Source organism: Bacillus sp. NP157 (assembly GCA_018889975.1).
Taxonomy (GTDB): domain Bacteria; phylum Pseudomonadota; class Gammaproteobacteria; order Xanthomonadales; family Rhodanobacteraceae; genus Luteibacter.
Map to the genome: position 1 here is coordinate 130551 of CP076546.1, position 21636 is coordinate 152186.

At 67.6% G+C, this 21636-nt stretch carries 25 protein-coding genes and 1 tRNA gene; 11 read left to right on the forward strand and 15 right to left on the reverse strand.

The features are described from left to right. Positions 1-47 precede the first annotated feature (47 nt). A complete protein-coding gene (locus KPL74_00635) occupies positions 48-944 on the reverse strand; it encodes a proline iminopeptidase-family hydrolase (protein ID QWT22555.1) in 897 nt (298 codons plus the stop codon). Positions 945-1243: 299 nt separating this feature from the next. On the opposite strand from KPL74_00635, the gene KPL74_00640 reads away from it, so the two are divergent. After that, a complete protein-coding gene (locus KPL74_00640) occupies positions 1244-2506 on the forward strand; it encodes an acyltransferase (protein QWT20534.1) in 1263 nt (420 codons plus the stop codon). Here the strand turns inward: KPL74_00640 and KPL74_00645 are convergent. Genes KPL74_00645 through KPL74_00655 form a run of 3 tightly spaced genes read right to left on the reverse strand, consistent with a single transcriptional unit; the run spans position 2492 to position 4718 of the window. After that, a complete protein-coding gene (locus KPL74_00645; GenBank protein QWT20535.1) occupies positions 2492-3385 on the reverse strand; it encodes an NAD(P)/FAD-dependent oxidoreductase in 894 nt (297 codons plus the stop codon). The genes KPL74_00640 and KPL74_00645 overlap by 15 nt on opposite strands. Before the next feature lies 1 nt (position 3386). Beyond that, complete coding sequence (locus KPL74_00650; protein QWT20536.1) at positions 3387-3836, reverse strand: Rrf2 family transcriptional regulator; 450 nt, start codon at positions 3834-3836, stop codon at positions 3387-3389. 48 nt (positions 3837-3884) lie between these two features. Further along, a complete protein-coding gene (locus KPL74_00655; GenBank protein QWT20537.1) occupies positions 3885-4718 on the reverse strand; it encodes an endonuclease/exonuclease/phosphatase family protein in 834 nt (277 codons plus the stop codon). A gap of 183 nt (positions 4719-4901) precedes the next feature. On the opposite strand from KPL74_00655, the gene KPL74_00660 reads away from it, so the two are divergent. Next, a complete protein-coding gene (locus KPL74_00660; GenBank protein QWT20538.1) occupies positions 4902-5366 on the forward strand; it encodes a hypothetical protein in 465 nt (154 codons plus the stop codon). On the opposite strand, the gene KPL74_00665 is transcribed toward KPL74_00660, so the two are convergent. The 6 genes from KPL74_00665 to ftsY all read right to left on the reverse strand — a co-directional run bounded on the left by KPL74_00665 (position 5363) and on the right by ftsY (position 9882). Next, positions 5363-6061, reverse strand: a complete 699-nt coding sequence (locus KPL74_00665; protein ID QWT20539.1) for a hypothetical protein — start codon at positions 6059-6061, stop codon at positions 5363-5365. The genes KPL74_00660 and KPL74_00665 overlap by 4 nt on opposite strands. A 156-nt stretch (positions 6062-6217) precedes the next feature. Further along, positions 6218-6293, reverse strand: a tRNA-Phe gene (locus tag KPL74_00670). 66 nt (positions 6294-6359) lie between these two features. Further along, the gene (locus KPL74_00675; protein ID QWT20540.1) at positions 6360-6635 is read right to left on the reverse strand and encodes an oxidative damage protection protein; all 276 of its coding nucleotides are present in this window, start codon (positions 6633-6635) and stop codon (positions 6360-6362) included. Beyond that, a complete protein-coding gene (mutY, locus tag KPL74_00680) occupies positions 6632-7678 on the reverse strand; it encodes an A/G-specific adenine glycosylase (GenBank protein QWT20541.1) in 1047 nt (348 codons plus the stop codon). Before mutY ends, KPL74_00675 begins: the two co-directional genes overlap by 4 nt. Beyond that, positions 7675-8724: a hypothetical protein gene (locus KPL74_00685; GenBank protein QWT20542.1), complete on the reverse strand. Its 1050-nt coding sequence runs from the start codon at positions 8722-8724 to the stop codon at positions 7675-7677. The genes mutY and KPL74_00685 overlap by 4 nt, the downstream gene beginning before the upstream one ends. Positions 8725-8742: 18 nt before the next feature. After that, positions 8743-9882: a signal recognition particle-docking protein FtsY gene (ftsY, locus tag KPL74_00690; GenBank protein QWT20543.1), complete on the reverse strand. Its 1140-nt coding sequence runs from the start codon at positions 9880-9882 to the stop codon at positions 8743-8745. Positions 9883-9946: 64 nt separating this feature from the next. Between ftsY and rsmD the strand changes: the two genes are divergently transcribed. The 8 genes from rsmD to KPL74_00730 all read left to right on the forward strand — a co-directional run bounded on the left by rsmD (position 9947) and on the right by KPL74_00730 (position 16128). Continuing rightward, a complete protein-coding gene (rsmD, locus tag KPL74_00695) occupies positions 9947-10516 on the forward strand; it encodes a 16S rRNA (guanine(966)-N(2))-methyltransferase RsmD (protein ID QWT20544.1) in 570 nt (189 codons plus the stop codon). Between the two features lie 28 nt (positions 10517-10544). Continuing rightward, complete coding sequence (gene coaD / locus KPL74_00700; protein ID QWT20545.1) at positions 10545-11048, forward strand: pantetheine-phosphate adenylyltransferase; 504 nt, start codon at positions 10545-10547, stop codon at positions 11046-11048. Between the two features lie 17 nt (positions 11049-11065). After that, the gene (locus tag KPL74_00705) at positions 11066-11569 is read left to right on the forward strand and encodes a hypothetical protein (GenBank protein ID QWT20546.1); all 504 of its coding nucleotides are present in this window, start codon (positions 11066-11068) and stop codon (positions 11567-11569) included. A gap of 123 nt (positions 11570-11692) precedes the next feature. Beyond that, positions 11693-11950 carry a YfhL family 4Fe-4S dicluster ferredoxin gene (locus tag KPL74_00710; protein QWT20547.1) on the forward strand — a complete coding sequence of 86 codons (258 nt, stop codon included), beginning with the start codon at positions 11693-11695 and terminating at the stop codon, positions 11948-11950. Between the two features lie 73 nt (positions 11951-12023). After that, the gene (gene ggt / locus KPL74_00715; GenBank protein ID QWT20548.1) at positions 12024-13751 is read left to right on the forward strand and encodes a gamma-glutamyltransferase; all 1728 of its coding nucleotides are present in this window, start codon (positions 12024-12026) and stop codon (positions 13749-13751) included. Positions 13752-13760: 9 nt separating this feature from the next. Next, a complete protein-coding gene (locus KPL74_00720) occupies positions 13761-14612 on the forward strand; it encodes an MBL fold metallo-hydrolase (GenBank protein QWT20549.1) in 852 nt (283 codons plus the stop codon). A 28-nt stretch (positions 14613-14640) separates the two neighbouring features. Then, the gene (locus tag KPL74_00725) at positions 14641-15699 is read left to right on the forward strand and encodes a TMEM43 family protein (GenBank protein QWT20550.1); all 1059 of its coding nucleotides are present in this window, start codon (positions 14641-14643) and stop codon (positions 15697-15699) included. 18 nt (positions 15700-15717) lie between these two features. Next, a complete protein-coding gene (locus KPL74_00730) occupies positions 15718-16128 on the forward strand; it encodes an MAPEG family protein (protein QWT20551.1) in 411 nt (136 codons plus the stop codon). Positions 16129-16135: 7 nt separating this feature from the next. Here the strand turns inward: KPL74_00730 and KPL74_00735 are convergent, their stop codons facing one another. From KPL74_00735 to KPL74_00755, 5 genes are all read right to left on the reverse strand, one after another. After that, a complete protein-coding gene (locus KPL74_00735; GenBank protein ID QWT20552.1) occupies positions 16136-17404 on the reverse strand; it encodes an HDOD domain-containing protein in 1269 nt (422 codons plus the stop codon). A 47-nt stretch (positions 17405-17451) separates the two neighbouring features. Next, positions 17452-17898, reverse strand: a complete 447-nt coding sequence (locus tag KPL74_00740; protein QWT20553.1) for a flagellar protein FlgN — start codon at positions 17896-17898, stop codon at positions 17452-17454. Then, complete coding sequence (gene flgM, locus KPL74_00745; GenBank protein ID QWT20554.1) at positions 17895-18200, reverse strand: flagellar biosynthesis anti-sigma factor FlgM; 306 nt, start codon at positions 18198-18200, stop codon at positions 17895-17897. The genes KPL74_00740 and flgM overlap by 4 nt, the downstream gene beginning before the upstream one ends. A gap of 105 nt (positions 18201-18305) precedes the next feature. Further along, positions 18306-19004 (reverse strand): flagellar basal body P-ring formation protein FlgA, encoded by a 699-nt coding sequence (gene flgA, locus KPL74_00750; GenBank protein QWT20555.1) that lies wholly within the window; start codon positions 19002-19004, stop codon positions 18306-18308. Then, entirely contained in the window at positions 19001-20404 is a 1404-nt protein-coding gene (locus KPL74_00755; GenBank protein QWT20556.1) for a hypothetical protein, read from the reverse strand. Before KPL74_00755 ends, flgA begins: the two co-directional genes overlap by 4 nt. Before the next feature lie 160 nt (positions 20405-20564). On the opposite strand from KPL74_00755, the gene KPL74_00760 reads away from it, so the two are divergent. Beyond that, entirely contained in the window at positions 20565-21476 is a 912-nt protein-coding gene (locus KPL74_00760; GenBank protein ID QWT20557.1) for a chemotaxis protein, read from the forward strand. The last annotated feature ends 160 nt before the right edge of the window (positions 21477-21636 follow it).

The window sequence follows — 21636 nt, forward strand, 5'->3', positions numbered from 1 at the left end:
TGGTGCCAGAAAGAGGTCTCAGGAGCTAAGAATGCGTTGGGGTTGCCTCAAGGCTTCCCCGCATCCGTATCCTTCAAGAACCCGATCAACCCCGCGAAGTACGTCGCCTGGTCGTCATACATGGCCAGGTGAGCGCCCTTCGGGCACAGCAGGAAATGCCCCCTGGGCAACTTCTTCGCCATGGCCTGCATGTACTTCGGATCCATCGTGTCGTAGGTGGCCCCGATCACCAGCGTCGGCACCGTGATCTTCGCCAGGTCCTTGCTGCGGTCCCAGTGGAGCAGCTTGCCGCTGGCGCCCAGTTCGCTCGGCCCCTGCATCGAAACGTAGATCTGCTCGTTGATGTGCCCGAACGAGCGGGTCACCGGCTCCGGCCACTGGTCGGCCGGCATCCGCAGCACGTGCTGCTGGTAATGCATCGGCATCAGGATGGCCATGTAGGCCGGGTCGTCGGTCTTCTTCTCGCGCTCCATGCGCTGCACTTCGGCGAGCTTCTTCTGATCCATGGCCGGCATCAGCACCGTCTTCGCGTACACGTTGTACGCCGGGATGCTATCGACCATGTTGGAAATGACCAGCCCCTTGAGGTGCTGCTGGTATTTCAGCGCGTACTCGATGGCTAGCACGCCGCCCCAGGAATGGCCGAGCAGGTAGAAGTTGTCCTTGTCCAGGTGCAGGGCCTGGCGGACCTGCTCCACCTCTTCGACGAAGCGCGGCGTATCCCACAACGACTCGTCGGTCGGCTTGTCGCTGAACGCCGAGCCAAGCTGGTCGTAGTAGTAATACTCGATGCCCGCGCCGGGGAAGTAGCTGTCGAAGGCTTCGAAATACTCATGGGTGGCGCCCGGGCCGCCATGCAGCAGCAGGACCTTGATGGTCGGGTTGTTGCCGACCCGCTTGGTCCAGACCCTGAACTTCCCCTTTGGCGTGTCGATGGTGATCATCTTCACGCCACCGGACAGCACGTCGTCGCGCCCGGTGTTGTCGAAGTAGGAGGGCGGGGGAGCGGCATGTGCCGCCACCACGGTGAAAACAAACAGCAGCAATGCGATCAGGCGGCGCATGGCATAACCCTCCCCCGGAAGATGTCGTGACTATCGCGGTCCGGCCGGTTGCCCGCAAGATGCAGGTGGGCCGTCACGCCGGTTTGATCTTTCCGAAGGTTCCCCAACGCAGGATCCTGCATTCACGGGGGAGCCAAGCCGCGGCTGGTTACATGGTATTTTTCGCAGCGGGAAGATCGATGCGCAAGGACCTCTCCGCCGACGGCCTGCGTGGCCTCGCCGCGGTCAACGTGTTGCTCTGCCACCTGTTCCTGGCCTTCCTGCCGGGCGGCTTTGCCTGGATTTATCCCGACACCACCACGCCGGCGGCGATGCAGGGTGTCGTCGACCACGTGATCGCCTTCCCGCCGCTGGCCGTGCTGTGGAACGGCCAGTTCGCCGTGTGCATCTTCTTCGTGCTCAGTGGCTACGTGCTGACGAAGTCGTTCCTCGCGTCCGGCGACCTGATGGTGTTCAAGCTGCGTGCCTCGCGGCGTTTCCTGCGCCTTGGCGTGCCGATCTTCGGCTCGGTGATGTTCGCGTGGCTGGTGATGTCGCTGGGCCTGTCGCACGCGCGCGAGGCCGGCGCGCTGTCGGGCTCGACCTGGCTGGCCGACTTCTGGATGAAGCCGCCCGATGCGCTGGAGGCCCTGCGCGACGGCGTTTACGGCACGCTGCTCAACGGCTGGTCGCGCTTCAACCCCACGCTGTGGACCATGAAGATCGAATTGCTCGGCTCGATGTTCGTCTTTGCCTACCGTGCCCTGACGTTGAAAGGTGGGCCCGGCGTGCTGAACTTCGGCATGGCCCTCGCGCTCCTCGCCTGGTTCTTCCCCAACGACTGGCCGTACTACACCGCGTTCCTCGCCGGCAGCCACGTGGGCGAGGCGCCGCTTGTGCGCTCGAAGCCGCTGCCCGCTGCCCTGGTAGTGGGTGCCGTGGTTTGCGGCGGCTTCGATGTGTCGCCGTGGTACGAGTGGACGCGCGTGCTGCCGCTGGACGATAACGTCCGCAAGGCCGCCTTCAACGTGGCCGGCGGCATCATGCTGCTGTACGTCGTGCGCTGCGGGGTGTTCGATCGCGTGTTGCAAGGGCGCGTGGCGCAGTTCATGGGCCGCATCTCGTATGCGTTCTACCTGGTGCACCTGCCGATCCTGCTCAGCGTATCGGCGTGGTGCTTCGCATGGCTGGTGGGCACCGCGGGCCTGTCGCCGGTGGCCGGCGCGCTCGCGACGATCCCCGTCACCTTCGCCGCCGTCATCGCCGTGGCGGTGCTGTTCGACCGCACGTTCGACCGCTGGGGCATCCTCCTGTCGCAGAAGGTGTTCCCGGCACCGTCGCAACGCCGCGGCACGGTGGCGCTGCTCGGTGCCGACGGCCTGCGCCGCCGCCTGCGCTACCACCGCCGGCGGCCCGCCATGCGTGAAGAGCACCCGCGTGCGCGGGGCTCAGGCCATCAGTGACTGGTGCGCGCCGACGCCGGCGAGGGTGCCCGACGCGATGGCAAGGTTGGCGTTCTGCATCGCCTGCGCGGCATCGCCGCCGGCATAAACGCCGGGTACGCTGGTCGCCTTCCACTCATCCACCTCGATGTACGGGCCCATCGGCCCCTCGGTGATGGCGCAGCCCAACTGCGCCGCGAGCGGGCTGGCGATGCTGGTCCGCGGCGCGACAAACAGGGCACCCAGTTCCACCACGCGGCCATCGGCAAGTTCCACTGCGTTGAGGCCGGGCGCGTCACCGCGTAGCCCGACGATCGGCGTGCGTTCGATGCGGACGCCCCGACGTTCGAGGATCGCGAGCTGCTCGGCGTCGGGTTCGTACTCGCCTTGCGTGAAGAACGTGGTCGGCCCCCAGTCGGGCAGCATCTTCGCCTGGTGCCACGAATGCGGCGAGCTGGCGAGCGAGCCCAGCGGGCGGTCGCGCACTTCGTACCCGTGGCAATACGGGCAATGGATGACCGTGCTGCCCCAGCGGTCCCAAAGGCCGTCGATGTCGGGCAGGTGGTCTTTCACGCCGGTGGCCAGCACGAGGCGGTGGGCCGTCTCGCGGTGGCCATTGGCCAGCGTCACCTGGAACACATCGTCGATGCGCTCGGCCTGCACGGCCTCGCCATCGAGGAAGCCCGCGGTGGGGTAGGCGAGTAGCTGGCGCGTCGCTTCCTGCACGATGGCCCGCGGCGGCTTCCCGTCGTGGCCGACCAGGCCGTGCGCGCCCCTGGCAAAGCGATTGCGGGGCGCGGCGGCGTCGATGACCAGCACGCGGCGGCGCGCGCGGGCAAGCTGGATGGCCGCGGCCTGGCCGGCGAAGCTGCCGCCCACCACGATCACGTCGTAGGGCATGTCACGCTCCCTTGAGCTTGTGGCCGGTCACGGCCGAAATGTGCTGCACGCGGTGCGCCAGGTCGGCCAGGCTGAGGCTGGCCAGCCGCGCTTCCACGACTTTCGCCGCCTCGCGCAGGGCGCCATCCACGGCTTCGACCACGGCGCGCTCCACGAGGCAGCCGGGCGACTCCTCGTGCAAGGCGAGGGGAAGGATGGATTCGCCCAGGGCACGCTGCACATCGGCGAGGGCGATGTCGGCGGCCGGGCGCGCAAGGCGCCAGCCGCCGCCATGGCCCTTGTCGGACGTGACGATGCCCGCTTCGCGCAGGCCGGCGAAGGTGCGCCGGATGACGACAGGGTTTGTTTCGACGCATGCGGCCATTTCGGCCGAGGTCATGGCGGCACCGTTGCGCTCGGCCATGTGCAGGAGCACGTGCAGCGCGACGGAGAGGCGATCGTTCCGTTTCATGTAACTAAAGTTATTACATGAAACGGAGCGATGCAAGGCGTGGGCTTCTTAGAGCGCGAAATCCGCCTGGACCGGGAAATGGTCGGATGGGTAGCGGCCATCTTTGGAAATGGTGATGGTGCGGACGCTTTTCGGTTCCAGTCCGCGATAGAGGATCCAGTCGATGCGCTTGTCCGGGTTTCCCGTGAAGTTGTGGAACGTCTTGTCCGGCCCGGTCTTTTCGGGCGCGGTTTCCCAGGCATCCTTGAACGTGGCCGTGAGCGCCTTGTGCGCGTCGCTATCGGGCCCGGTGTTGAAATCGCCGGTGATCACCACCGGGATGCCCTCAGGCAGCTTCTTCACCCACTCGGCCATCTCGTGCGCGGACTTCGAGCGCGCCGGCTCGTCGGTATCGCGGTACGGGTAGTGCGTATCGAGCAGGTAGAACTGCTTGTGGTCGGAGAGGCGTTCAAACAGGGCCCAGTTCACCATGCGCGGAAAGATGTTGCCCCAGGTGATGCTCGCGACCTTGTCCGGCGTGTCCGATAGCCAGAAATCGCCCGACTTGATGAGCTTGAGGCGGTCCTTCCGGTAGAAAATGCCCATGTGCTCGTCCTTGTGGCCGCCGAAGCGGTCGCGTCCGAACCACGTGAACTGCGGAAGGCGGGCGACGGTGTCGTCACCCTGCTGCTGGCCCAGCTCCTGCGTGCCGACGACGTCCGGATCCATCTGTCGGATCGTGTCCGCGAAGAGATCCTTGCGCATGTCCCATCGGTTCGGGCCGTCGGGCCCCGTGATGGTGCGGACGTTGAACGTCATCACCTTGAGGTCTTCGGCGGCCACGGGGCCGGCAAAAGCGGCGGCCAGCGCGGCGAGGAGGGCGAGGGTGCGCAAACGAGGCATGCGGATCGGCTTCCTTGGATGGGACAGGCCTGGGACTATAGCCACGTAACGGCTGGCACGCGTGTTACGTAGGTCACGGGGCCGGTCGGCGGTAGGGCATTTCGTCGCTGCCAGTCGTCGTCGCGACCGATGGCCCGGGCCGCTGGGGCACAATAAGCGATTGAACCCATGCAGGATCCGGCCATGACGGAGCAGCCCTCCAATGCGCCCCCGCGAGACAGCGGACGGCGCGCCGTCTTCATCGTCATCGGCGTCGCCTTCCTCGCCTCGCTGGCGACCCTGATCTTCGCGCTCACGGCGTCACATGGCGCTCGCCAGCGCGATGCGGCGGCGATCTCGGCCGACAGCAGCGATCTGCACGCGGTGGTGAGCGAATGGCGTGCCCAGATCGCCACCGCCGAACAGACGCCTGCGGACCAGCGCGAAGACCTGATTGCGACACTCCGCAAGCGTGCGGATGCGCTTAGCGACTGGAAGCCACGCACGCCCTGCGGCCAGACGGCACAGGAGCGTCTGCGCGCGGCCATGGACACGCGGTTGGTCAGCCTGTCACGGCAGACGCCCGGGACAGTGCAGGATGAGCAGGCCATCGTCGACGATGCGCTGCGCGAGTGCGCGGCGCAGGCTGGGCGGGATGTACAGGGTTAGTTGAACCACTTCGAAATCGTTTTGGCGCCACCGTCGCTGAGCCAGTCGACGGCCGCGGCCGTCGCGACGAAGGTGCCCGTGGCTGCGGCGCCGATGACCTTCCAGCTGGGCAACCTCGAAACGTCGCACTGAAGCTTGATCACATCGATCTGCAGCTTTCCAACGTTCCTTTCGATGTGTTCGACGCGGACGTCCAGACAGTCCATGCGCGTTTCGACGCGGTCGAGGCGAAGGTCGATCCTGTCGAGTCGATCGTCGACTCCGTCGAGCCGGTCCTCAATGCGATCCATCCGCGCATCCATCCGGGTGAGCGTTCCCTCCACGCAGGTCAGGCGGCCTTCCACGTTGGTAAGGCGGCCTTCCACGTTGGTAAGGCGGCTTTCCACGCAGGTAAGGCGGCTTTCCACATTGGTGAGGCGCCCTTCAATATTGGTGAGGCGCCCGTCGATGCTGTCAAGGCGACCATTGATGCTCTGCAGGACTGCGATCAGCATGGTTTTTTCCTCCTCGGCAATGTTTACGTCCAGGGCAGCCAAGTCATCGGTAGGGTGCATCGGTTCCTGATTGAGAAGCGCGGGAACTTCGTGACGAGGCCTGGCGGATGGCGCCGACGGAACAAGGTTGCAGGCGAAGGCACCGGGCATCACGTTGGGCTCCCAGAAGAAAACGATGTGGAACGATGCCACGTCATCCATGGGCCCGTATGTAGGCCTGGAGCCCGACATGTCGCGAGGGTTGTAGGTGGTACGCCGTTGGTGGTGCTTGGCGGGGGCGGTCGCGCGCGGGCGCGCTCCTACAGCGGCGGCGGGGCGAAAAAAAAGGGCCCGCCATGCAGGCGAGCCCTTGAATAATGGTGGCTCGGGACGGAATCGAACCGCCGACACGGGGATTTTCAATCCCCTGCTCTACCAACTGAGCTACCGAGCCACGAGTGCCTGCAATGTGACTTGCGGCTTGTGGAGCCGCGTATTAAATCGGGTGGCGCGGCTGGCGTCAAGCCCCTTCGGGCGGAACATAGCCTGCCGGCTGGGTGACATCGCCGCCAAAGAAATACTTTTCCATCTCCGCGGAGAGGAAGGTGCGCGTCTTCGGATCCAGCGGCGACAGGCGCATCTCGTTGATCAGCATGGTCTGGTGGGCGAGCCACTGTGCCCAGGCTTCCTTCGAGACGTTCTCGTAGATGCGCTTGCCGAGGTCGCCGGGCCAGGGGGCGAAATCGAGGCCATCGGCATCGCGGCCGAGTTTCACGCAATGAACCGTGCGCGTCATGGGGTTATCTCCGGAAGATGGTCGAGCAGCGTGCGCACCGGTGCGGGAAGGCCAAGGGCCTGCAGGTCGGCGGGCGCACACCAGCGGCGGTCGGCGCGATCGTTTACGCTGGCCAGCGGGGCCGCATGGTCGAACAGGACGGGCGAAACGTCCAGCCGGTAGTGGCTGAATACGTGGGTAAAGGCGGGCAGGGCGTCCGCGGAACGCACGCGTGCCAGCGTCGACGCCGTCGCCGGCGCGCTGTCCGCGTCGACGGCTTCGGGCAGGCTCCACAGGCCCGACCAGACACCGGTCGGGCCGCGGCGCTCCAGTAGCACGCGACCGCGCGCATCGCGCAGCAACAGCATGGCCACCGAGCGGGTAGGAATCTTTTTCCCGGGCTTCGCCGTCGGCAGCACGGCGGTCAATCCATCGCGGTGCGCCACGCAGGAGGCAGCCTGCGGGCACAGCAGGCAGGCAGGCTTGCTGCGCACGCAGACCGTGGCACCGAGGTCCATGATCGCCTGGGTGTAGTCCGCCGTGCGCTGCGCGGGCGTGTGCTCGTCGGCATGCACCCAAAGCCGTTTCTCGATGGCGCTCTCGCCGGGGAACCCAGCAATGCCGTGATAACGCGTCAGCACGCGCTTCACGTTGCCGTCGAGGATCGGGAAACGCATGCCGTGGGACTGGGCCAGGATCGCGCCAGCGGTGGAGCGGCCGATGCCCGGCAACGCCATCAACGCATCGAGATCGCGTGGCAGCTCGCCGCCGTGCTGTTCGACGCAAAGCTGCGCAGCGCGATGCAGGAAGCGTGCGCGGCGGTAGTAGCCCAGGCCGGACCACAGCGCCAGCACGGTGTCTTCGTCGGCAGCGGCAAGTTCGCGCAGGGTCGGCAGGCGCTCGACGAAACGCTGGAAGTAACCGATGACGGTGACCACCTGCGTCTGTTGCAACATGATCTCCGACAGCCACACGCGATACGCATCGCGCGGATGCTGCCACGGCAGGTCCTTGCGCCCGTGGTGATCGAACCAGCGCAGCAATTCTTCGGCGAAACGATTCACGGCGCGGTGCCTGGCCTTGCGCTGGTCGATGCCGACACCGGCACGTTGGGCGTGGCACGGATGCGCAGTCCCTTCACCTGGACGCTACCCGCATTGATCGCGTTGACGTCGAGGCTGCCCAGCAGCGGGGGCAGGGTGGCCGATCCGCCGGCTTGCACGCCGGTCCACCAGTCGGCCAGCGCGAGTGGCGGCACGCGTACGTCGGCGTGGTCGGTTTCACCGTCCAGCTTTACCGCGACATAGAGCGGGTCTTCCTGGTTCGCCGGCGTGACGGTCAGCACCATGTCGTACGGGGCGAGCTTGTCGCGGGCGAGCTGACCCGAGAGCGAAGCACCGATGTCGGCACCGCCGCGCCACGTCGCTTCGCCCTTGAGCTTGCTTTCGAAACGATCGCGCGAGGCCACGTCGAGGGCCACGTCACTGAGCGTGAGTACGCCGCCCTGCAAGGTCGGAACCGCGGCGAGCACGACCTGGTAAGGGCTGCCGTCGGCGGTGTCGGCAGCCAGCGACAACATGGCGTGGCGGCCGCTGGCCAGCGCACCGGCATCGACTTCCACGTTGGACAGCAGCAGGCGGTTGCCGCGCAGCAGCGTGCCGCGGCTGATCCGGAAGCCCGCGTCGATTGTGGGCAGCGTCGCGCCGGCGGTGGCCGGACGCTTCGGCAAGGTGTCGAGATAGGCGGAGACCGCGTCCAGGTCGATCCGCGCGCCTTCCACCTCGAGGCGGGAAATGCGCGTGTCGCGGCCGAACAGCGTGCGCCACGGCAACACCAGCTTGCCGCGCGTCGCCACGATCAACGGCGTGCCGCCGTCGCGACCGCGCACGGTCAGGCCTTCGAGTTCGAGCGCCGGCTTCGGCCACAGTGTCGGCGTGGCCGGGCTGGCCAGGGTCACCGACAGCCCGATCGAGCGCGCCTGGGCCTGCAGCAACGACGTGAAGCGATCGGGCTGCAGCACCACGTACATCGCAATGACGAGCGCAACGACCAGCGCGGCCACGAAGCCGCCGGTCGCGAACAGGAAGGTGCGCAGGCGCTGATTTATCATGCGGCGGGTGGGCCTGGCTCAGCCGCCCAGCGCGGCCGGCAGCAGGCCGTCGACGAAGGCCTCGGCCTCGAAGACGCGCAGGTCGGTTGCGGTTTCGCCGAGGCCGACATAGCGGATCGGCAGGCCGAACTCGCGGGCCAGCGCGAACATCACGCCACCCTTGGCCGTGCCGTCGAGCTTCGTGACGACCAGGCCGGTGACGCCCGCCGTTTCGCGGAACTGGCGCAGCTGGCTGATCGCGTTCTGGCCGGTGGTGCCGTCGATGACCATCAGCACCTCATGTGGCGCGCCTGGATCCAGTTTCTTCATCACGCGGCCGATCTTGCCCAGCTCGTCCATCAGGCCGCCCTGGGTGTGCAGGCGGCCGGCGGTGTCGGCGATCAGCACCTGGGTACCACGCGAACGGGCGGCCTGTAGGGCGTCGTAGATCACGCTGGCCGCGTCGGCGTCCTGGCCCTGCGAAACCACGGGAACGTTGTTGCGATCGCCCCAGGTCTTCAGCTGTTCGACGGCGGCGGCGCGGAAGGTGTCGCCCGCGGCCAGCATCACGCCACGGCCTTCGTCGCGATAGCGCCGGGCCAGCTTGCCGATGGTGGTGGTCTTGCCCACGCCATTGATGCCGACGGTGAGGATGACGAACGGCGCGTGGGTGCCCACGTCGAGCGGCTTTTCCACCGGCTTCAGCAGGCCGACCAGCTCGCTGCGCAGGGCTGCGAGCAGGGCGCCCGCGTCGGCGAACTCGCGCTTGTGCATGCGTTTGCGCAGCGCTTCGACCAGGTTCGTGCTGGCTTCGACGCCGACGTCGGCGGTGATCAGCGCGGTCTCCAGCTCGTCGAGCAGGTCGTCGTCGAGCTTGGGGTGGCGCACGAAGATCGAGCTGAGGCTCCTGGCGAAGCCGCTGCCGGAGAGGCGCTCGCGCCAGCTGCGCTTCGCCGGCTGGGCGGCCTGCGCGTCGGCGACGATCGCGGCTTCTTCGTCATCGGGCTCGACTTCGGGCGCGGCCGGCTCGGGCGCCACCGTTTCGGCAAGCACCTCGGCGATGGCGGGCGTGCTGTCGAAGGCGACAGGCGCGACGGGCTGCTCGACGCGCTCCTCGGCCGGCGCCGCAGCGGGCGTCGGGGTGGGCTCGGCGGGCTTCTTCTTCCAGAACTTGAGCATTGCGTGGGGGATTCAAAGACAATGGACGAATGCTAGCACCCCCGCCCCCTCTGGCCGCTGAGCGATGAACGCCATCGGCCGTATCCGCATCGTCAGCGGCAGCCTGCGCAATTCCCGGCTCGAGGTCCCCGACCTTCCCGGGTTGCGCCCTACGCCCGAGCGCGTCCGCGAAACCCTGTTCAACTGGCTGCAGCCGGTGATCGAGGGCGCCCGCTGCCTCGATCTCTTCGCCGGGACCGGCGCCCTGGGCATCGAGGCGCTGTCCCGCGGCGCGTCCATGGCCACCTTCGTGGAGCGCGAGCCGAAGCTGGCCACGGCGCTGAAGGCGAATCTCGCCCGGCTGAAAGTCCAGGCCGCCGTGGTGGTCGACGACGCGGCGCGCTGGCTGGGCGGCGGTGGCAAGCCGTTCGACGTGGTGTTCATGGACCCGCCCTTCGCCGCCGGGCTGTGGGACGCCGCGGCCGCGGCGCTCGAAGCGCATGGCTGGCTGGCGCCCTCGGCGTGGATCTACGTGGAAGCGCCGCGGGATGCTTCGCCGAGCGTCCCGCCGGGCTGGCAGGTGCACCGCCAGGGCAGCGCCGGTGACGTCGTCTTCACCCTCTATCGCCGCACCCCGGCTGATCCGCTAAGCTAGCCCGCGTTTTCCCCCGACCAGTCCATTCATGACTCCTCCGCCGGTCAATCCGCGCCTCGCCGTCTATCCGGGTACTTTCGACCCGGTCACGAACGGGCATGCCGACCTCGTGTCGCGCGCCGCGCCGCTGTTCGACCGCATCGTGGTCGCGGTGGCCGAGAGCCGTAACAAAGGCCCGGGCTTCAGCCTGGGCGAGCGCATTGCGCTGGCCCGGCTGGCGCTGGCCGACCTGCCGAACGTCGAAGTGCGCGGTTTCGACTGCCTGCTCGCCGACTTCGTCACGGAGATCGGTGCCGGGGTGATCCTGCGTGGCCTGCGCGCCGTGTCGGACTTTGAATACGAATTCCAGCTCGCCAGCATGAATCGCCATCTCATCCCCGGGGTTGAGACGCTGTTCCTGACCCCGGCCGAGCAGTACAGCTTTATCTCCTCGTCGCTCGTGCGTGAAATCGGTCGCCTGGGTGGCGATATCTCCGGCTTCGTGCATCCGGCGGTGCAGCAGGCCATGCGCCAACGCTGGCGCAACTCTTGAAAACAAAGGTGATCATCATGCGTAAGTTCGTCCTCGCCTCGTCCCTGGCCCTGACCGCCGCCTTCGCCCTGTCGGCCTGCAACAAGTCGGACGACACCGACCAGGCCGCCACCCAGCAGGAAGCCGCCGTCGCCAAGCCGACCAACCCCACCGATACCAAGGCGTGGAGCCAGTACTTCGGCCAGATCGTGCGCAAGAACATGGAGGGCATGACCGCCGACCGTCCGTTCCCGTACTTCGTGCCGGCCGGTGACGACCAGGCTGGCCAGGATGGCCGCGCCCGCCAGCTCGAGAACGTCCAGGGCACCGTCGCCCGCGGCGTCACCCCGGGCAACATGCTGGTCTTCGGCGGCCCCGAGTCGGCCAAGACCGCCGACCTGATCGTCGAAGCCTTCAAGAGCGCCAATGCGGGCTCGTTCAAGAACGTCATCATCCTGTTCATCGGCGACCAGGCCGACCAGCAGCGCGTCACCGATGCGCTGGCCCCGACGGGTGCGACGGTTCGCTTCGTGGCGATGTGATTGGGTAAAGCGTCAAGCGTTAATCGTCAGGAAGGGCGCCTTTGGGCGCCCTTCCTGCGTCTGGTCCCCCTGTTTTACATCTGTCCCCGCCCTGTAGGAGGGAAACGCGCTAAAATTCGCGGCATGTCATTGATGATCATCGATACCTGCGTTAACTGCGACGTCTGTGAGCCGGTGTGCCCGAACAAGGCCATTTCGCTGGGCGAGCTGTATTACGTGATCGATCCTGACCTCTGCACCGAATGCGTCGGTCATTTCGATAACCCGCAGTGCGTGGAAGTGTGTCCGGTCGAGTGCATACCGCACGATCCGGAGCGCGTGGAGTCGCAAGACCAGCTCATGCGCAAATACGAGCACCTGATGGCCAAAGCGGCCCAGTAACCACGGCGCGGGCCCCGGCCGCCGCAATCGGTTAATCTCGGACTTCGAGATATCCCCGCAAAGTGAGGCCCCCATGGTCCATGCCCCATCGTGGCGCGTGCTCGCCGCGACCGTGTTCCTTGTCGTCGGTCCTGGCATCGCGTTCGCCGACCAGCGTCCCCAGTCGACCACGCCGGCCGCTCCTGCACCCGCGGCGCGCGGCCCTGGCCACGCTGCCATCGCCAGTGCGAACTACCTCGCGACGAATGCCGGGCTGGAAGTGCTGGCCAAGGGCGGCAATGCCTTCGACGCCGCCATCGCCGTGTCGTCCACGCTCGCCGTGGTCGAGCAGCAGAGCTCCGGCCTGGGCGGCGGTTTCATGGCGATGCTGCACGTGGCGAAGGACAACCGCGACATCTTCATTGATGCGCGCGAAACCGCACCTAAGGCCGTCGACATGCAGGTCTACGTCGGCAAGGACGGCAAACCCAACCGCGATGTCTCCACCCATGGCCCGCTCTCGGCCGGCATCCCCGGCGAGCCCGCTGGCCTGGCCTGGATCGCAAAGCACTACGGCAAGTTGCCGCTGAGCCAGTCGCTCGCACCGGCCATCCGCGTGGCGAGCGAGGGCTACCAGCCGGATACCCGCTTCCTCGGGACAATCGCCGAGAACCAGGAGATCCTGTCGCGCTATCCGTCCTCGGCCGCGATCATGCTGCCGGGCGGTAAGCCGCCGGCGGAAGGCTGGACGCTGAAGCAGCCGGACCTCGCGAACACGCTGAAGCGGCTTGCCGAGAAGGGCGGCGATGGCTTCTACAAGGGCGAGACGGCGAAGATGCTCGTCGATGCGTCGCGCAAGGCCGGCGGTAACTGGAGCCAGGCCGATCTCGACGCGTACAAGGTGAAGGAGCGCGAGCCGCTGCGGATCGACTACAAGGGTTACCGCATCGTCACCGCGCCGCCGCCGTCGTCAGGCGGCGTCGCCATCGCCGAGGTGCTCAACATCCTCGCCGGCTTCGACCTGGCGAAGCTCGACATGGCGCATTCCACCCACCTCACCATCGAGGCGATGCGCCGCGCTTTCCGCGACCACAACGAATACCTCGGCGACCCGGACTTCGTGAAGATGCCGCTGGACATGCTGCTGTCGCGTTTCTACGCCGATGGCCTGCGCGCCACGATTTCCCCGGACAAGGCGACGCCGTCGGACCTGCTGCCGACCGCCATGGCGTCCGAGCCCGGCATGCACACGACGCATTTCTCGGTGATCGACGCCGATGGCAACATGGTCGCCTCGACGCTGACCGTGAACCTCGAGTTCGGCTCGGGCTTCGTCGCCGATGGCACGGGCGTGTTCCTCAACGACGAGATGGATGACTTCGCCCTCGTGCCCGGCCAGCCGAACGCGTTCGGCCTGCGCGGTGCGGAAGCGAACAAGCCGGAGCCCGGCAAGCGCATGCTTTCGTCGATGTCGCCGAGCTTCGTGTTCGGCGCGAACCGCACGGCGGTGATCGGCTCGCCCGGTGGTTCCACGATCATCACCCAGGTGCTCGAAGGCATCCTCGCCTTCATCGACGGCAAGGGTGCGGCCGAGATCACCGCGCAGAAACGCTACCACCACCAGTACCTGCCCGACCGCGTGGACGTGGAGGACGGCGTGTTCGACGCGGCGACCACGAAGACCCTGTCCGACATGGGCCACGTGCTGCGTCCGCGTTCGCCGTGGGGGTTCATGAACGTGGTGACCTGGGACCATCGCACCGGCAAGCTCGAGGCCGCCAGCGATCCCCGTCGGCCCTCGGGCCTGGGCAAGGTGCAGTAAAGTACGTGCATGAAACTCTGGTCGCTTATCGGTAATTCGCAGAAGCTGGATGGCGGCGCCATGTTCGGCAATGCCCCGCGCGCCCTGTGGTCGCGCTGGGTGCAGCCGGACGAGGAAAACCGCATCCCGCTGGCCTGCCGTTGCCTGCTGGCCACGGATCTGGACGGCCGCAACGTGCTGTTCGAAACGGGCATCGGTGCGTTCTTCGAACCGTCGATGCGCGAGCGCTACGGCGTGGTGGAAGATCGCCACGTGTTGCTGGATTCGCTGGCCGGGGCCGGCCTGTCGCACGAAGACATCGATGCCGTGGTGCTATCGCACCTGCACTTCGACCACGCCGGCGGCCTGCTGGCGCCGTGGGCGGACGGCGAGCCGGCGCGTTTGCTGTTTCCAAACGCGCGTTACCTCGTCGGCAGGGATCACTTCGAGCGTGCGCGCCACCCGCATCCGCGCGACCGCGCCTCGTTCGTCCCCGACATCATCCGCATGCTCGAGGAGAGCGGCCGGCTGGAGCTGGTCGAGCCCGGCGTACCGTCGTCGCTGGGCGACGCCGTGCGATTTGAGTTTTCCGAGGGCCATACCCCCGGGTTGATGTTGGCCGAGGTGGGCGGCGTGGCGTTCTGCGCCGACCTCATCCCGGGCCGGGCATGGGTCCACCTGCCGGTGACGATGGGCTACGACCGGTGGCCCGAGAAACTGATCGACGAAAAAAAGGCCTTCCTGGACGACAAGCTGGCGCGTGGCGTGCGGCTCTTTTTCACGCATGACCACGGCTGCGCGATGGCCTCGGTGGCGGTGGACGATAAAGGACGCTATCACGCGGCCGATATCCATCCTGCGCTTGCCGATTGGGCCGCGTGAGGTCGCCAAAGGCAGCTACGGGGGCAGGATGAGGGTAAGCAGGAAAATCGATGGCGCCGGCATGGCGTGGGGCGCCCGTATCGCGGGTGCGTTGCTGTTGCTCTGCGCGCTGGGCCTGGTGGCCTGGAACGAGCGCAGGGTGATGGACTATGCCGCGGCCGTGAACCGGCATGGTGCGCCCGTGCTCGACCTCGGCGCGGCCGGCCGTCCGGCCGCTGGCCAATACGGTTCGACCACCCGGGTCAGCGGCATGCCGCAGGTGTTCGACGCGCCGCATGACCGCGAATTCAACGTCAGCAGCGACTCGCCCGTGCTGGTCCGCCACGTTGAAATGTTCCAATGGCGCGAGATCACCGTTGGCGGCAACACCCATTACGAACTCGACTGGGTCGATCGCCCGATCGACGCGACCGGTTTCGCCAAGCCGCAGGGCCACGTGAATCCGGGTGCCTTCCCCGTCCAGGGGCGGCAGTTCGAGGCGGGCGAAGTGAAGCTCGGCAATTTCCGCCTGGCCAGCGAGATCGTCCGCCAGTTCCCCGGTCGCGTTGCCGTGCCGGTGACCGACAAGGCGCTGCCGCCGAACCTCGCGGCGACCTTCCAGGCCTACAACGGTGCGCTGGTGACGAGCAGCAAGCCGGCGCGCCCGCGCCTTGGCGACCTGCGGGTGAGCTGGGAGGCGGTGCCGTTGCAGGCGATGACCGTGCTGGCACGCATCGATGGCGACGCGCTGGTGCCCGGCAAGACCGACCAGGGCAGCGAACCGGGCTTCGATGTACAGGTGGGCGAACGTAGCCTGCTCGACGTGATCCCGGCCCTGCCGGAGCCGCCCGTGGGCGTGGTGCCGGTGCGCGCCGTGGCCTACCTGCTGGCCATCGTCGGCGCCTTGCTGCTGGCATCCGGTGGCCGTTTCGGCCGCGACGTCCTGTTCGCCGTGGGTATCGGCGTGGTGGTGGTCTCGGCCGTGGCCGGCGTGATGTGGCTGGCTGGCGACGCCATGGCGGCCAGCGTATGGTTGCTCTTCGCCGTGCTTGGCGCAGGCCTCGCCATCTGGCGCGTCCAGCAACACGCAAGCCGCGCGTCCCACTGATCCCGTCACGGAGTTTCCATGCGCATCACTGGTCTTTACGCCGCCCTGCTGGCCCTGCTGATGATCGGCCTGGCGGTGAGGGTGATGCTCCTGCGTCGCAACACCAGCATCGGCCTGGGCGACGGCGGCAATCGCACGCTCGCCTGTGCCGTGCGCGCGCACGGCAACGCCATCGAATACGTGCCGATGGGGCTCATCCTGTTACTGGTGCTCGAGCTCAACCAGACCTTGCCGCTGCTACTGCATGCGTTCGGCATCGTGCTGGTGCTCGGCCGTATCGTGCATGCACTCGGCCTGTCGTCGACGCCGGGCATGTCCGCCGGGCGCGCCGTCGGTGCGGCGCTCACCCTTATCGCCATCATCGGCATGTCGCTGATGTTGATCTGGCAGTACGTGCTGATCCACCTGATCGCACCGACCCTGGTTTGAAACCGGATCAGGCGGCGACGGGGCCGTCCGCGAAGGCATACACGTGGTCGGCCCACGCGGTGGCTTCCAGGTAGAGCGAAGCCATCTGCTGTACGTGCTGTTCGCGCAGGGCCACGTCGGTTTCCAGTTCGCCCTGTTCCCAGTGGCGGATCTGGTCGAGGATCGGGGCGAATGGACCGGTGCCTTCCAGCAGCGCTTCGCGGATTTCGATGGCCAGCGGCAGGTGTTCGAGCACGTAGGCCATGGACACGTTCATCAGCGCATCCAGCAACGAGAACAGGCCGGCGGTGAACGCCATTTCCTGCAGCTCCGGCTTGACGTTGCGCGCGAGCTTCTCGCACATATGTGCACGGATCAGCGCCTGGCGCAGCAGCTCCGGCGGACGCTCGTCCATGCCCGACACGGCCATGGTGAAGATCCAGTTGCGCATGCGGTTGACGCCGAAGAACACCGCCGCCTGTTCCACCGACTTGAGCTGGCGGGGCAGGGCGAAATAAGCGGAGTTCACGCAGCCCAGCAGCTTGTAGCTGAGGATGGCGTCGTCGCGGATGATCTTGCCCAGTTCGATCGGGCCGTTGTCCGGATCCTGCAGCGCGCCCAGCAGGCGCAGCACGCCCAGCTTGCTCGGGGTGAGCCGCGGCATGTCCACGCGCTCGGGGCGCAGCAGGTACTTGCCCTGGAAACCGTCGACGTCCTGGTCGGCGTAGTCGGCGAACGTCTCGTGGCTATCGATGCCGGTGACGATGACCTTGACGCCGAACGCGTGGACGTAATCCATGTGCGCACGCGCCGCCACGGGATGGCGGTGGTTTACCGCGATCTTGGCGAACTGCACGATGCGCAGCACCGCATCGACACCGGCGCGATGGGCCGGGTCGGCGGGCAGGTTGAAATCTTCGAGCATGAGCAGGCAGCCATGGCCCTTCAGCTCACGCAGTTTTTCCAGCAGGTGCTCGTCCGCGCCGAGGTCGGCGTTGACGATCGCACCAAGGCGCGCGTTGTGGCGAAGAATGTCGGCGTGCTCGAGCAGCAGCTCGTGCGACATGTGCAGGAAGGCGCGATTGTCGCGCACGAGGCGCTTCAGGCTGCCATCGGCGATGGCACTGAGGGTGGCCTGCGTATGCGCGGTGGCGGCGGTTTCCGCATCGGTGCCCGACGGGCGCGGAAACACCAGTTCGTAGGCGAACAGCGCCTGCCTGCGGTCGAGGATGGGAACGCGAACGATGGGAAGGATGCCATCGTCATTCACCGCTGCCGCCTGGGGGTTCACTGCCATTGCCTTTCTTTGTGAGCTGGATCGGTGGGCGGGAGGGTGGGGGAGGTTCAGGCCTGGGCGAACATCCCTGATCGCAGGCTGACCTGTGTACTTCCCTTCGGCCCGTAGGTGGCGGCCCTGCCGCCACTGGCGTCGCCGGAAATCAGCGACAACGCCTGGCGCACGTGGCCGATACGCTGGCTGACGATGCGACCGTTGGTTTCATTGAGCTGGCGGCACTCGCGGATGCGCTCGAAGGTCGGCGCCCAGCGGGCATCGTTGGCGCTGTCGATCCCGGATGCGCTGCTTAGCTGGCGGCGCTCGACGTCGAGGCGGTCGATCCGGTCGAGCAGGTGGCCCTTGCTGCGCGTCGCGTTCTGCAACGCGTCGGCATTGGCCTGGTCGAGCGCCATGCGCTCTTCGATCAGGCAGGCATGCAGCGCGTCGACCTCACGGGCGAGGTCGCCCATCACGGCGCTGAGGGCGCTGTCGAAGTCACGGCTGCTGGCATTCATGCCTTGCCACCCATCTGGCTCTCCATCGCGACCAGCTTGCTGGCGATGGCTTGGGCGTCGGGCTTGTAGGTGCCGTCGGCCAGCTTCGAGCGGATTTCGTCGACACGCTTGGTGTCGATGCCGTCCGAGCGGCTGGCGGCGTCCAGCGCCTTGGCCGAATCGGTGATGTTCACGCTGTCGGCCGTGCTACGCACCGGGGCAGAGCCCTGGGCGGAGGCAGCGGCGCCCGTACCCTGGGCCTGGGTGCGCAACTGGACCGGCGGCTGCTGGGCCTGGATGCCTGGTTTGATCGTCGTCGTCATGGGTATATCCCTCGGAACCTGTGTCCTTCGAACCCTTTATCGGCCCTCGGGACGCAAACTTTAACTGGCGCTATCCGGCAAAGTGTGACCGGATTCGTACTTCGTTCATGGCAGTACCGCGACAGATCCCGGCCCGCTGACGACTGCGTCGAGGATCTTCCCTGACGACGCGTTGCGGACCTTGACCCTGGCCCCGGCATCGCCGGCGCCCATCGCTATGCCATCGGCGTGGATCACCACGCCGTCCACGCTGGCTTCCATGCTGACCGCATCGCCCACCCGCACGGCCTGGCGGCCCGCGAGCATGCCCGGCGTCAGCACGGTGCCGGCATTCAACGGCCGCGCCAGCGCGCGACCCTGGACCTGGTCCAGCCCGGCTACGTAACCGTAGGCCAGGCTGGCGACGTCCCGTTCCTCGCTGCGGAGGTCGTCCGCACCCAGGCCGTCACCGCGAGCCAGCGGGCGCGTGGTGACCAGGACGTTGGTGAACATCTGAATTTTGACCGAAACACGGGCGGTCCAGCCACCCGGGACGGGGCAGTGGACGACGACGCTGGCGCGGGCACCCAGTGGCCGGTTGCCCGGCAGCGAGACGTCCAGCGGGGCGGCGCAGTCGGCCAGGCGCAGGCGGCTATCCAGCGGCACGGCCTCGGCCACCAGCCGTGCGCCGGGCGGCGTGCGGTTCTTCGCCAGCCACGACAGGGCGGCGTTGGTCACCGCCGGCAGCGATTGCTCCGCGGCCGCGGCAAGCGGGCACGCGGCCACGCAGGCGACGAGCACGGCGCTGGCGACGCGATGGATCACGCGGCGCGCTCGGCCACGGCGACGGAGAGGCCCTGGGTGATCGCCTCCAGTTCCTTCAGCAAGCCGGGAACCATGTGCCCCGCGTCGGCGTGGCGGCCTTCGCCAAGGGTGATGGCATAGGCCGAAGCCATCGTGCCGAAGCGTTCCGCGGCGGCATGGGCGGCGTCCGCCGACCCATCGGCGCGGCGCACGCGCAGCTGGTCGATGCAGCGCAGGAGCGGGGTGGTGTCGAGCCAGCGGCGGTCCAGCCCGGCCGGGTCGCGTGCCGCCAGTTCAACGGCAAAGCGCAGGCCCTGGCAGGCCTCGCGGACCATCTGGCTGAGCGTGGCCGCGTCCAGTGCGCCTTCGGAGTCGAGCTTGTTCAGGCCGAGCCGGTGGGCAAGGACGGTGGCGCGCGCCGCGGCGTCGGCCTGGCGGCGGGCTTCCTGGGTCACCCGGCCGAGCGTGGCCTGGGCGGACTGAGCGGTGGCCACGCGACCCTGCAGGCCGCCAAGGCCCTCGCGAGCGGCGTCGAGGCTGCCGCTCGCGCCGCGCACGGCGTCGTCGATGCGGCCCAGCGAGGCCTGCATGCCGGCCACGCCGGCCTGGGTCACGTCGATCCGGCGCAGGCTGCCCTGCACGGCTTCGTCCAGCTGGTGGGCGAACTCACCCACGGCATGGGTGACCTGGTCGATCTCGGCCGTGGCCTGGGTGGTCTTCTCGGCAAGCTGCTTCACTTCGTCGGCGACGACGGCGAAGCCGCGACCCGCCTCGCCGGCACGCGCCGCTTCGATGGCCGCGTTCAGCGCCACGAGGTTGGTCTGGTGGGCGATGTCCTGCACGGCCGCCGTGAGCTTGCGAATGGCCGTGAAGTAATCGGAGAACTGTGCATGGTTGCGGCTCATGCCCGACAGCGCGCTGCGCAGCAGGCGCAGCTGGCCATCGAGGTCGCCAGCCGTCGCCACGCCCTGCGTACCGACGTCGGATACGCCGGCCACGCCGGCATGCGCCTGGTCGACCGCCGTCGAAATCCTGGCGCTGGCGTCCGTCAAACGGCTGGCGGCGTCACGACCGGCATCCGCCGCCGTGCCCAGTTCCAGCAGCGTGACACCCAGTGCCTGCGCGTTGTTCAGCGCCATGCCCTGTTGTTCGATCGCCTGGATGGTGGTGGCCGCGGCGGTACGCGGCTCCGCCTTCGGCGGCACCAGCAACGCGCCCATCGCGGCGGCAGCCGCCGGATACTGCGCCGACAACGCGCGGACGCGCGCGGCGTCCCCCGTCGCGGCAGCGTGGGCGAGGAGGCGGACGTGCTGGCTCCAGAGCAAAGACATGGTGTTGGGTAAGCCCGTATGTATGTGGTCGACCAGTTTGTCGGTCAGGGTGGTCCGGACTTGAGGGAAGCAAGGCGTGTGCCAAGCCATCCCCACCCTGTATGTAGGAGCGCGCCTGCGCGCGATGTGGCCCGCGACACCCCCATCGCGCGCAGGCGCGCTCCTACGGATCGGGTACTCAAGCTCACGGCGTCAAGGCCGATACCTAATCCGAACGCTCGACACCCCACCGCAGAAACCGACGCCCCCCATGCCTCTCCTCGACACCGTCGAAACCTTCACCCGCCTGGCGGGCCACAATCGCGTGGCCATGCTGTTGTTCCGGCTGGGCGACCGGCAGGCGTTCGGCATCAACGTTTTCAAGGTGCGCGAGGTGTTGCGCCGGCCCCGGCTTGAGCGGATGCCGAGCATGCACGCGCTGGTCTCGGGCAGCTTCGACTACCGCGGGCAGACCATCCCGGTGATCGACCTGGCCGCCGCCATGGGCTACGCGCCGCTGGCGATGGTGGATACCGCGCACCTGATCGTCACCGAGTTCAGCCGGACCGTGCAGGGCTTCCTGGTTTCCGACGTCGACCGGATCGTGCACGTCGACGGGGCCAACATGGCCGCCCCGTCGCCCGCACTCGGCTACGGCGCCCGGGTCAACGCGGTCACCCGGCTGGATGGCGACCTGATGGCCGTGGTCGACGTCGAGCAGGTGCTCGCCTCGATCAACCCGCAGGCCGTGGAAATCTCCGACAAGGTGCAGCAGGCCGCCCACGTGCAGCAGGGCGGCACCCGCCGCGTGCTGGTGGTCGACGACTCGCTGGTCGCGCGTACCCAGCTGTCCGACCTGTTCCGCAAGCTCGACCTCGAATGCGTGCTGGCGAAGGACGGCACGGAAGGCCTCGACGTGTTGCGCAGCCTGGCCATGGGCCCGGCCGACGAGCGCGTCGACCTCGTCGTCTCGGATATCGAAATGCCCTCGATGGACGGTTACGCCCTGACCCGGGCGATCCGCGAGGACGCCCAGCTGCGCCACCTCCGCGTCCTGCTGCACAGCTCGCTCAGCGGCGTCTTCAACGAAGCCATGGTCGCCCGGGTCGGTGCCGACCGCTTCATCGCCAAGTTCCAGCCCGAAATCCTGGCCACCGCCGTCCTCGACCTCCTCCCCGCCTAACCCCCGCCACCGCCGCCCCCTGTAGGAGCGCGCCCGCGCGCGACCCACCACCCGCGACCCGCCGACCAGCGACGCGCGACGCGCCCCCACCCGCGACAACCCACCGTCGCCCAGCCAGCCCCCACCCGCGTCAGTATTCCGTCACACCCCCCTAGCCACA

Coding starts and splice junctions, on each gene's coding strand:
- KPL74_00665 (QWT20539.1), bottom strand. CDS start 6,061: ATGGATGACGTGGCATCGTTCCACATCGTTTTCTTCTGGGAGCCCAAC.
- KPL74_00660 (QWT20538.1), top strand. CDS start 4,902: ATGACGGAGCAGCCCTCCAATGCGCCCCCGCGAGACAGCGGACGGCGC.
- KPL74_00730 (QWT20551.1), top strand. CDS start 15,718: ATGCGCATCACTGGTCTTTACGCCGCCCTGCTGGCCCTGCTGATGATC.
- KPL74_00650 (QWT20536.1), bottom strand. CDS start 3,836: ATGAAACGGAACGATCGCCTCTCCGTCGCGCTGCACGTGCTCCTGCAC.
- KPL74_00640 (QWT20534.1), top strand. CDS start 1,244: ATGCGCAAGGACCTCTCCGCCGACGGCCTGCGTGGCCTCGCCGCGGTC.
- rsmD (QWT20544.1), top strand. CDS start 9,947: ATGAACGCCATCGGCCGTATCCGCATCGTCAGCGGCAGCCTGCGCAAT.
- KPL74_00645 (QWT20535.1), bottom strand. CDS start 3,385: ATGCCCTACGACGTGATCGTGGTGGGCGGCAGCTTCGCCGGCCAGGCC.
- flgM (QWT20554.1), bottom strand. CDS start 18,200: ATGACGACGACGATCAAACCAGGCATCCAGGCCCAGCAGCCGCCGGTC.
- KPL74_00740 (QWT20553.1), bottom strand. CDS start 17,898: ATGAATGCCAGCAGCCGTGACTTCGACAGCGCCCTCAGCGCCGTGATG.
- KPL74_00720 (QWT20549.1), top strand. CDS start 13,761: ATGAAACTCTGGTCGCTTATCGGTAATTCGCAGAAGCTGGATGGCGGC.
- KPL74_00705 (QWT20546.1), top strand. CDS start 11,066: ATGCGTAAGTTCGTCCTCGCCTCGTCCCTGGCCCTGACCGCCGCCTTC.
- KPL74_00755 (QWT20556.1), bottom strand. CDS start 20,404: ATGGCTTGGCACACGCCTTGCTTCCCTCAAGTCCGGACCACCCTGACC.
- ftsY (QWT20543.1), bottom strand. CDS start 9,882: ATGCTCAAGTTCTGGAAGAAGAAGCCCGCCGAGCCCACCCCGACGCCC.
- coaD (QWT20545.1), top strand. CDS start 10,545: ATGACTCCTCCGCCGGTCAATCCGCGCCTCGCCGTCTATCCGGGTACT.
- KPL74_00675 (QWT20540.1), bottom strand. CDS start 6,635: ATGACGCGCACGGTTCATTGCGTGAAACTCGGCCGCGATGCCGATGGC.
- ggt (QWT20548.1), top strand. CDS start 12,024: ATGGTCCATGCCCCATCGTGGCGCGTGCTCGCCGCGACCGTGTTCCTT.
- KPL74_00725 (QWT20550.1), top strand. CDS start 14,641: ATGAGGGTAAGCAGGAAAATCGATGGCGCCGGCATGGCGTGGGGCGCC.
- KPL74_00635 (QWT22555.1), bottom strand. CDS start 944: ATGATCACCATCGACACGCCAAAGGGGAAGTTCAGGGTCTGGACCAAG.
- KPL74_00760 (QWT20557.1), top strand. CDS start 20,565: ATGCCTCTCCTCGACACCGTCGAAACCTTCACCCGCCTGGCGGGCCAC.
- KPL74_00685 (QWT20542.1), bottom strand. CDS start 8,724: ATGATAAATCAGCGCCTGCGCACCTTCCTGTTCGCGACCGGCGGCTTC.
- KPL74_00710 (QWT20547.1), top strand. CDS start 11,693: ATGTCATTGATGATCATCGATACCTGCGTTAACTGCGACGTCTGTGAG.
- KPL74_00735 (QWT20552.1), bottom strand. CDS start 17,404: ATGGCAGTGAACCCCCAGGCGGCAGCGGTGAATGACGATGGCATCCTT.
- KPL74_00655 (QWT20537.1), bottom strand. CDS start 4,718: ATGCCTCGTTTGCGCACCCTCGCCCTCCTCGCCGCGCTGGCCGCCGCT.